General features: G+C 48.9%; 11 protein-coding genes and 1 riboswitch. Of the genes, 8 read left to right on the top strand and 3 right to left on the bottom strand.

The annotated features are described in order from the left end of the window. Positions 1 to 610 (bottom strand): glycosyltransferase family 1 protein (locus tag PHP87_RS08880; RefSeq protein ID WP_299920479.1); only part of this gene is annotated, 610 nt, incomplete at its 3' end. A 162-nt stretch (positions 611 to 772) separates the two neighbouring features. After that, positions 773 to 883, bottom strand: a complete 111-nt coding sequence (locus tag PHP87_RS11945; protein WP_366942917.1) for a hypothetical protein — start codon at positions 881 to 883, stop codon at positions 773 to 775. A 78-nt stretch (positions 884 to 961) separates the two neighbouring features. Then, positions 962 to 1,072, top strand: a riboswitch (TPP riboswitch). Positions 1,073 to 1,132: 60 nt separating this feature from the next. On the opposite strand from PHP87_RS11945, the gene thiD reads away from it, so the two are divergent. From thiD to PHP87_RS08840, 8 genes are all read left to right on the top strand, one after another. Next, entirely contained in the window at positions 1,133 to 1,969 is an 837-nt protein-coding gene (gene thiD / locus PHP87_RS08875) for a bifunctional hydroxymethylpyrimidine kinase/phosphomethylpyrimidine kinase (RefSeq protein ID WP_299920478.1), read from the top strand. Between the two features lie 239 nt (positions 1,970 to 2,208). Further along, positions 2,209 to 3,009, top strand: coding sequence for a hydroxyethylthiazole kinase (gene thiM / locus PHP87_RS08870; protein WP_299920476.1), 801 nt, complete (start codon positions 2,209 to 2,211; stop codon positions 3,007 to 3,009). Then, positions 3,003 to 3,632 (top strand): thiamine phosphate synthase, encoded by a 630-nt coding sequence (gene thiE, locus PHP87_RS08865; RefSeq protein ID WP_299920474.1) that lies wholly within the window; start codon positions 3,003 to 3,005, stop codon positions 3,630 to 3,632. The genes thiM and thiE overlap by 7 nt, the downstream gene beginning before the upstream one ends. Beyond that, positions 3,617 to 4,261: an MtnX-like HAD-IB family phosphatase gene (locus tag PHP87_RS08860; RefSeq protein ID WP_299920472.1), complete on the top strand. Its 645-nt coding sequence runs from the start codon at positions 3,617 to 3,619 to the stop codon at positions 4,259 to 4,261. The genes thiE and PHP87_RS08860 overlap by 16 nt, the downstream gene beginning before the upstream one ends. Positions 4,262 to 4,278: 17 nt before the next feature. After that, complete coding sequence (gene thiC, locus PHP87_RS08855) at positions 4,279 to 5,556, top strand: phosphomethylpyrimidine synthase ThiC (RefSeq protein ID WP_299920470.1); 1,278 nt, start codon at positions 4,279 to 4,281, stop codon at positions 5,554 to 5,556. A gap of 179 nt (positions 5,557 to 5,735) precedes the next feature. Next, positions 5,736 to 7,097, top strand: coding sequence for a TrpB-like pyridoxal phosphate-dependent enzyme (locus PHP87_RS08850; RefSeq protein ID WP_299920468.1), 1,362 nt, complete (start codon positions 5,736 to 5,738; stop codon positions 7,095 to 7,097). 333 nt (positions 7,098 to 7,430) lie between these two features. After that, positions 7,431 to 8,126, top strand: coding sequence for a class I SAM-dependent methyltransferase (locus tag PHP87_RS08845; RefSeq protein ID WP_299920466.1), 696 nt, complete (start codon positions 7,431 to 7,433; stop codon positions 8,124 to 8,126). Continuing rightward, a complete protein-coding gene (locus PHP87_RS08840) occupies positions 8,110 to 9,225 on the top strand; it encodes a Nif3-like dinuclear metal center hexameric protein (RefSeq protein ID WP_299920465.1) in 1,116 nt (371 codons plus the stop codon). The genes PHP87_RS08845 and PHP87_RS08840 overlap by 17 nt, the downstream gene beginning before the upstream one ends. Before the next feature lie 25 nt (positions 9,226 to 9,250). Here the strand turns inward: PHP87_RS08840 and PHP87_RS08835 are convergent, their stop codons facing one another. Next, positions 9,251 to 9,409: a hypothetical protein gene (locus tag PHP87_RS08835; protein ID WP_299920464.1), complete on the bottom strand. Its 159-nt coding sequence runs from the start codon at positions 9,407 to 9,409 to the stop codon at positions 9,251 to 9,253. Positions 9,410 to 9,880 lie beyond the last annotated feature (471 nt).

Genomic DNA, 9,880 nt, shown 5'->3' with positions numbered 1-9,880 from the left:
TCTTGGCCCGGTTGATTTCGCGGGCATAATTGGGGCCGACCAGGAGATTTCTCATCTCCGCCGGGGAGAAATGCTTGTAGCCGGGGTGTTCATGATAGATGAATCCGGGCTTTCCCTTCATTTTCTCCCGGATTTTATAGCGCAAGGAGTAAACATATTCATGCATAGCTCCCATCATAAGGTAATCAATAGATTTGGGCAAGTGATAGTCTCTGAAGATATTGCTGTTAATATGATGAGGAAGCCAGCTCATTCTATTTTGCCATTCTGGATACCAGTCCTGAAATCTATCCCGATAGCGAGTAAAAACCCAGCATAATTTTTTATCCTGCAAGGCTTCCTTGCAGGAATCATGGTGCAGGTCATGCAGGTAGACAGCATAAGGCATGGAAAGTGAAGAAAGATCATCAATGACCGGGCTGTTTATTTCGCCGGGCTCATTCACCAGCACAAAATCAGGGGTTGAAGGCAATTGGGGCAGGATATCTTTTATCGATCCGCTCTTATGCCATAAGTAGAGTTCCAGTAAATCAGCTAGGGCGGTCATTAAGGAATGAAAGCTGGAGTCGAGATATTGCCGGAAATCGCCGCTTATGACCAGTAATTTCATCTACACCACCAGCCTCCTTTATCTTGATTCACCAAAAATGGGAGGTACTAGTTAATTATTTGAAGCTCTGGCCTGAAAGTATCGGTTCCAGGTATTTCTTTTACTTCTATAATATGTTCTGATACGCTTCCAGGTTCCCAGCGGGGAACAGCACCCATTAGATTATTCAGACAACTCTTCCAGCATCATATTAATGGCCAGCTTTAGTGGCGGAAGCTCAATTGTAACGATATTCCATATCAATGAAATGTTAACGCCAAAATAATCGTGAATTAGTATGGCTCATCTATAGAAGATAAAAAATTAGCTCAACTTGGAAGATAATGATATAATATTTCATTAGAGCTGAATACTACACGCTGGGGGAGCTTTGCCCGGGCAAAGCTGAGATAGAGGGGTAGCCTCTGACCCTTTGCACCTGAACTGGATAATGCCAGCGTAGGGAAGCGTTTCACCTGTGAACTTGACAGGTTGACCTTTTTTGCTGGTTGACCTGTATTTTTATTTTAAGGAGGTTATTTTTTGCAAAAGATTCTAACTATAGCGGGCTCTGATTCCTGTGCCGGGGCGGGAATTCAAGCGGACATCAAGACTATTCAAGCCCTGGGAGCTTATGCCCTGTCGGTGATTACGGCAGTAACCGCCCAGAATACCCGGCAGGTAACGGCGGTTCAGGAAATCGAAGCCCGGATAATAGAAAAACAACTGGAAGCCATTTTTTCCGATATTCGCCTGGACGGAATCAAAATCGGGATGCTGGGCAGTGCCGGAACGGTTCAGGCAGTAGGCAAGTTTTTGGCTTCTTTCTTCCAGGGAGGAGCTTTTCGGGAAAAACAACTGAAGAACTCTCTTCCTCTGGTGCTTGACCCGGTGATGATTGCCAAGAGTGGTGACCGCCTGCTGGAGGAGGAAGCGGTGGAATCACTAAAAAAGAATCTCCTGCCTCTGGCCAGCGTAATCACCCCTAATCTTATGGAAGCCGGGGCCTTGTTGGGGCGGGAGATTAGCAGTTTGGAGGGGATGAAAGAAGCCGGCCGGGAACTCCTGGAATTTGGCTGCCAATGGGCTATAGTCAAAGGGGGACACCTAAAGGGAGAACCGGTGGATGTCCTGGCAAATAAAGATTCTCTTTATTTGCTAAGAGGTCAGCGGGTTGATACTGCTTGCAATCATGGTACCGGTTGCACTTTTTCGGCCGCCCTGGCCACTTTGATGGGACAAGGTTGGGAAGTACCGGCAGCAGCCAAACGAGCCAAAGCTTATGTAGAATATTGTCTGCAGCATGGGTTTGCTATAGGCGAAGGGGTGGGCATACCTCACCATTTTGCCGGCTTGCGGCCCTGGAACCCGGAAAAATGAGCTCTGGGTAATAAAAAAAGTTGAGTGGTAAGGGGTTATACCGATAGCATCTTACCATTTAAGCACAATCAAACTTACTTTTCATTGGTGCTTCTATCTGCTACTCCGATAAACATCCGCCTCAATGATGATTATTATCTGAGTGCCGGGGAGTATTAGTGTTACCGCAGGGTGCAAATGCAATGACTTAACAACTTAAGTACCTGGCAGTGTTAACAATAAAAAAAGGAGGAGTTTTAATGCTCAAGTATTGTGCGGAAATTTGGGATGAGGTCAGAAGCAGGAGACCGCTGGTGCACTGTATTACCAATTATGTAACCGTAAATGATGTAGCCAACATTATTCTGGCCGCAGGTGCTTCGCCGGCCATGGTGGAATACCCGGCTGAAGCCAGTGGATTTGCCCCCCTGGCCCAGTCCCTTTATTTTAATCTGGGTACCCTTACCGGGGAGCAGGAAGCGGCTATGCTGGAAGCCAGGTGGGCCGCGGCCTCCCGGGGTGTTCCGCTGATTCTCGATCCGGTGGCCTGTGGGGTGATTGGGCGCAAGGTGGATTTGATAGAAAGAATAAAGTCACTGGGCAAGATACAGGTATTGAAAGGAAACATTGCCGAGATAAAAAGCCTGGCCGGTTTAGCCGGACAGGCACAGGGGGTTGATTCTCTGGATACGGGTGAAGGTTTGCAAGAAGCCTGCCTGCAATTGGCGGCTAAAGAGAAGTTAATTGCGGCCGCCACCGGAGAAGTTGATATTGTGGCCGAGGAAAAGCGCTATGCTCGAATATTCAATGGCACGCCCCTATTTCAAAGCATTACTGGTGCCGGTTGTATGGCCGGTGGGGTAATAGCCGCATGTGTGGGTGCAGCGCCGGAAGAAGCCTGGCTGGCCAGCATTACCGGCTTGTTGGCCTTTAATATAGCCGGAGAAAGAGCCGCCAGCCAGGCGGGAAACCGCCCGGGGACTTTCCGGACGCTTCTTTTTGATGAACTTTTTGTTCTGAGGGGAGAAGAGCTGATGAAAGAAGGACGATTGGAATGTTAGCTCCAGATTATTCCCTCTATCTGGTCACCGACCGCGGCCTGCTTCAGGGCCGGAGCCTTTTGGAGGAGGTTAGGAAGGCGGTAAAGGGCGGTGTAAGCATGGTCCAATTGCGGGAGAAAGAGGCCGGCAGCAGAGAATTCTATGAGCTGGCCCAGGCCCTCCAAGCAGAATTAAGAGAGCTGGGTGTACCTTTGCTCATTAATGACCGCCTGGACATCGCCCTGGCGGCGGATGCTGATGGCTTGCACCTGGGGCAGGATGACCTGCCCTTGCCGGTAGCCCGCTCCCTGTTAGGAAGAGAGAAAATAATCGGACTGTCCATCAATAAGCGGGAAGAGGCCCGGGAAGGCGAGAAGATGGGCGCCGATTACCTGGGGATTTCTCCGATCTTTTCCACGCCGACCAAGCTTGATGCTCCCCCGGCCACCGGTTTGGAGTTTTTGCGCAGTATAAGACAGGAAATCAAGATTCCTCTGGTAGCTATCGGCGGAATCAATAAGGAAAATCTGAAGATGATAAAAGAAACGGGAGCTGATGGCGCGGCCGTAATATCAGCCCTTATGGGAGCAAGCGATATTGCGGGGGAAGCCAGGAAGCTGAGGGAGATATGGGAGAGAAATTAATCATTTTTATGGATTTTGATGGCACCATTTCCCGGGAGGACGTTTGCAACAAGATGGCAGCCAGATATGCCGGCAGGAACTGGGAAGAAATAAACCGCCTCTGGGAAGAAGGAGTGATTACTACTGGAGAATGCGCCAGTCGTATCCTGTCATCAATGGAGGTCGGGGCAGCTGAATTGGAGGCCTTTTTTCAGGCTCAGGAAGTAGACCCCGGGTTTTCCCTTTTCCTGGATTGGGTGCAAAAAAACCAGCACCTCCCCATTATATTGAGCGATGGTTATGATCGTTATATAAGAAACATATTACGGGGGCAGGGCTGGGAAATAGAGTTTTATGCCAATAAATTGTACTGGGATGATGCCTGGCAGATGGAATCGCCTTACCTGGATGAAGAATGCCCCAAATGCGGGGTGTGTAAGATCAAGATAATCCGGGAAAGAAGTTTACCCGGCTATCTCACGGTATATATCGGAGATAGCTACTCCGATTTTTGCCCGGCGGCCTCTTGTGATATCGTTTTTGCCAAAAATGAACTGGCCGGCTACTGCCGGAAAGAGGGTTTAACTTACTACCCCTACCGGGATTTTCATGATATCCTCCAGCAGCTGCCGGGGATTGTTAGAAAATAGTCTGAAGGGAGAAAAATATGAATTACAAGACCCAGAGGGAAGCCGCCCGCAAAGGCATAGCGACCCCGGAAATGAAAAAGGCGGCGGAAAAAGAAGGAGTGGAGCTCAAATACCTGCAAGAGGGTTTGGCCGCCGGGAAGATAGCCCTACCCGCCAACCGCAACCACCTGTCATTACAGGCTGCAGCTATCGGAGCCGGACTCAAAACCAAGATAAATGTTAATCTGGGTATTTCGCGTGATTGCAGTAATGTGGAAGAGGAAATGCGCAAGGTAGAAAAGGCCCTGGAAATGCAGGCTGATGCCATAATGGATCTTAGTTGTCACGGAAAGACCCAGGAATTCAGAAAAGCCCTGTTGGCAATATCCCCGGTCATGATAGGAACCGTACCGGTTTATGATGCTGTAGGTTTTCTGGAAAAGGAGTTATCAGAAATAAGCGTGGCGGAGTTTCTTCAAGTGGTGGAAACCCATGCCCGCGATGGGGTTGACTTTATGACCATACATGCCGGCATTAGAAGAAGCACCCTGGAACGCCTGCGTAAAACTCCGCGCCTGACCAGCATTGTTTCCCGGGGTGGGGCCCTTTTGTGCACCTGGATGGAGCGCAATAAAGCCGAGAATCCTTTTTACCAGTATTTTGATGAAGTTTTGGACATCTGCCGTGAATACGATGTGACCCTGAGCCTGGGCGATGCCTGTCGGCCCGGTTCTATCAATGATGCCAGTGACGCCTGCCAGCTTGAAGAACTGATTACTCTGGGAGATCTGACCTTGCAGGCCCGGGAAAAGGATGTGCAGGTTATCATTGAAGGTCCGGGGCATATGCCTTTAAACGAGATAGAGGCCAATGTACTGCTGCAAAAAAAGCTCTGCCACTCGGCCCCATTTTATGTACTGGGGCCTTTGGTTACCGATATAGCTCCCGGTTATGATCATATTACCAGTGCCATAGGAGGAGCTATAGCCGCCGCTGCCGGGGCTGATTTTCTCTGCTATGTAACTCCGGCGGAACACCTGCGCTTGCCTGATCTGAAGGATATGGAAGAAGGTATTATCGCCGCCCGGATTGCTGCTCATGCCGCTGATATCGCCAAAGGCCTCCCCGGAGCCAGCGAATGGGATGGGCAGATGAGCAAGGCGCGGGCTGAGCTGGATTGGGAAAGCATGTTCAAGCTGGCTATTGATCCCGAAAAGGCGCGGCGCTACCGGGCAGAATCCAGTCCCGAACTGGAAGACAGCTGTACTATGTGTGGCCAGAACTGTGCCCTGAGAAATATGAAAAATCTCTTGTAGTGCACAAGGGGGCACCTCCCCCCTTCAGCAAAACTAATATAACACCAACCTGGAGGGCAGGCCCAAAGGCTTGCCCTCTCTTACTTCTTCCTTGGCTACTTGTGCAATAATGGCTTGCTGTGCTAAAATGTACCCATCTATTTAAAAAAACAAACAACTGAGAGGAGAGATTAGTTGAGATGAGTAGAGACGAGCTAACTAAGATTATTCTGCCCGAGGATAAGATTCCCAAGTTTTGGTATAATATCCAGGCGGATATGCCCCATCCCCTGGAACCGGGATTACACCCGCAAACCCATCAACCCCTGGCCCCTTCTGATTTGGAACCCATATTTGCCCGGGAGCTGATTCTCCAGGAAGTCTCCAGCGAGAGGTTTATCGAGATACCCCGGGAGATCCGGGAGCTTTATAAACAGTACCGGCCCGCCCCGCTTTTCAGAGCTCGCCAACTGGAAGCAGCTCTGCAGAGCAACTGCCGGATTTATTATAAATATGAAGGAGTAAGCCCGGTAGGAAGCCACAAGCTTAATACGGCTTTGCCTCAGGTTTATTACAATAAAGCTCAGGGTATCAAAAGGATTACTACTGAGACTGGTGCCGGTCAGTGGGGTACCGCTCTGGCCCTGGCCTGCAAACATTTTGGGTTGGAAGCCATGATTTATATGGTTAAGGTAAGTTTTTACCAAAAACCCTACCGGCGCTCTATCATGGAACTATACGGAGGGCGTTGCATACCCAGCCCCAGCAATCTTACTGAGAGCGGGCGCCAGGCTCTGGCTAAGGACCCGGAAACCCCGGGAAGCCTGGCTATTGCCATTAGTGAAGCGGTAGAAGATGCGGTAACCCGGGATGATACCAACTACTCCCTGGGTAGTGTCTTAAACCATGTTTGCTTGCATCAGAGCATTATCGGCCAGGAAGTGAAGATGCAGATGGAAATGGTGGATGATTACCCGGATATAATTATCGGCTGTTGCGGTGGGGGCAGCAATTTTGCCGGAATAGCCTTCCCTTTCATCCCGGACAAACTGGCCGGGATGAATATTCGTCTGATAGCGGTTGAGCCTACGGCCTGTCCGACTCTAACCCAAGGGGTTTATGCCTATGATTACGGTGATGTGGCTGGTTTCACCCCGCTTATGAAGATGTATACCCTGGGTCATGATTTTATCCCCTCGGGAATCCACGCGGGCGGCCTGCGTTATCATGGGGAATCCCCCCTGGTCAGCCGTCTTTATCACGATAAACTTATTGAAGCAGTAGCGGTTAAGCAAAACCCGACCTTCGAAGCCGCGGTGCTTTTTGCCCAGACCGAGAGCATAGTGCCGGCTCCAGAGTCAGCTCATGCTATACGGGTAGCCATAGACGAGGCCCTGAAAGCCAGAGAAGAAGGGGTTTCCCGTACTATTGTCTTTAATTTGAGTGGACACGGCCATCTCGACCTTTTTTCCTATGACAAATATCTTTCCGGGGAAACGGAAGATGTTGAATTCTCCGATGTCGAATTGCAGGAGAGCTTGAGAAACCTGCCCCAAATCTAAGCTAAAAACCTGGCCCGGGAATGGTTCATTTGCCAGATATCATCGGATAAAAGAACCACCCCGGGTTCATTATTTTCTGGCTACCAGCAGGGTGGAGATTTAATCTAACTCCGCCATTGCAGGGGTGCTGCATTTTGTATATATTCTTAATTAGGGAAAGTGAGGGGTAATGGGTGAAGACTGAAATGAGTGGGGATAGCTAATATCTGTGAACCTTTTGTCATGTATCCGGGATCACAAGATCTTGGCGAGGACTCTGCTCCTGCCGGCAAGGCAAAGGGACCTTGCTCAGATGGGATGAATCAATCTCCTTGACCCTTGGAAAGGATGGATATGCTGAATAAGCGTTTACTGGCTGTAAGCAACAATGTAATCAAGGGGGAGGCCGCAGCCGATATTGGCGCTGATCACGGCCTGCTGACCTTGTTTCTCTTGGAAAAAGATATAGTACCTCAGGTCATTGCCAGCGAAGTAAAGGAGGGGCCTTTAGAGCGGCTCCGGCATGCGGTGGAGAATAGTCCTTTCCGTGAGCGCATGGAGCTGCGGATGGGGAACGGCCTGGAGGTTTTGCGGCCGGGGGAGGTTGCTACAGTCATTATTGCGGGCATGGGTGGAGATAATATAGCGGAAATACTGTCGCGGGAATGGTCTCACTCCGCGAGCTATAAGAAATTTGTTTTCCAGCCCATGAGCAAAGCGGAAGTGCTGCGCCGGGAGCTTTCACGGCAAGGATGGCCTGTTTTGGAGGAAAGTCTGGTGAAAGAGCAACAGCGTATTTTCTTGATTATAAGTGCATGTCCTGGCAATGCCCCTTATGAACTTACCCCCCTGGAGTTGGATTTAGGGCCAATAATATTAAAAAACGATAAGCCATTAAAGCAACATTTTCTCGAAGACAGTTTGAGGAAATACCGGCGGGTTTACCAGGGACTGCTAAGGTCCAAGCATATTTACTCACCCGCCCGTTTGGAAGAATACGAGCAAAAAATTAAAGCATTGGAGGAGATAATCCATGCCAACTATAGTTAAGGATATTATTGCCATCATGGAAGAACACTTTCCGCCCTGGCTGGCCGAAGCCTGGGACAATAGCGGTCTACAGCTGGGCTCGGCAAATAAGGTTGTAGAGAAAGTAGCGGTGGCCCTGGATCTGGATAAAAGCATCCTTGATCAAGCCCTGAAATTGAAAATTGGCCTGATAATCACCCATCACCCGCTGTTTTTTAGGCCCCTGAAGCATATCAATTATGATTCACCCGTTGGCAGTCTAATCCAGAGAATGGTCAAATCTGGAATTAGCGTATATACTGCCCACACCAACCTGGACGCCGCAGAAAAAGGCATTAATCAAGTTCTGGCTGAACTCCTGGGATTGCAGGATATTGATACCCTGGAGACTTCTAAAAGAGAGGAGCTATACAAGCTGGTAGTTTATGTGCCCGCCAGCCACAGTGAGGAACTGCGCCGGGCCATAAATGGAGCCGGGGCCGGATTTATCGGCAACTATTCCGACTGCAGTTTCCGGGTACGGGGAACCGGTACTTTCCGTCCGGGTGCGGGAAGTCAGCCGTTTCTAGGACAAGAGGGAGAATTAGAAGAAGCTGATGAATTTCGGCTGGAAACTGTTGTCAGGAAGCAAGAACTCTCTCAAGTATTGCAAGCCATGGAGGAAGCCCATCCTTACGAAGAAGTGGCCTTTGATCTTTTTCGCCTGGAGCAAGCAGGTAAAAGATACAGTATGGGAAGAAGCGGATTGTTGCCTGAGGAGACAAAGCTGGGAGACTATGCCCGCCAGGTAAAAGAAACTCTGGGTCTGGAAGCAGTCCGGGTGGTGGGGGACTTGGATAAAGTTTTACGAAAAGTGGCAATAGTCAGTGGTGCCGGAGCCAGCCTGATTCCGGCAATAAGCCAACAGGGAATAGAGCTCCTGGTAACTGGTGACCTCAAATATCATGAAGCCCGGGATGCTGAGGCTTCAGGTTTAGCCATTATTGACGCTGGGCATCAGGGAACCGAGGAGATTATTTCGGCTCATCTCAGTCAGTTTCTGCAGCAGGAATGCGAGAAGCGGGGAATGAAGCTAGAATTCATCCCCCTTTATTCAGAAGCTTGTTTCAAATATTTGTGATGCTAAACCGGACTCTACTATTTTCTTACAACCCTCCATGGCCGGGGGTTGCAACCACCGATGAAAATAGGCCTAATGCCTGATCCATTGCCCGATATACTTTGAAGTCCGGATTCTTTTTCAGGTACATGACAACACCGCCCGCAAGCAAGGTATTGGGAATGCTGACAACGATTTTTTTCAATCATCTCACCTCTCTTTCGGCCCTTCCTTGATGAGTAAAATCATAATTGTACCTCTACATATAACAGCATAGTAAATAAAAAAAATTCCCGCTTCCCCAATATTGGGGAGGCGGGATAATTTATTTATGAATTTTTGCAGAAAAAAGAAAAAATCCCCACAACCATAAATCAAATTTGGGGGTCAGTATGGTATTTATTCTTCTTCTGTATCTTCATCCTCCCGGGAGGATTCATAAAACCGGGGATCATATAGTTTTTGTGAGATACTTCGGCGATAAAGCGGCTGGGGGTATCATATCCTGTTTTGGGTGTGACATGGAGTACGGGGTAATTTTCTAAGTAGAAAAAGGAAGGTGACAACATCTCCGTCGTATGTTAAGTACAATGGTGATAAAGATAAGAATAATTACATATACTATTACATGGCATTTGTAAAGCACTTGATTGACAATTGCTTTACAATTTGTTAT

Source organism: Syntrophomonas sp. (genome assembly GCF_028707975.1).
Lineage (GTDB): Bacteria > Bacillota > Syntrophomonadia > Syntrophomonadales > Syntrophomonadaceae > Syntrophomonas.
This window is presented reverse-complemented; position numbering and strand designations above follow the sequence as displayed.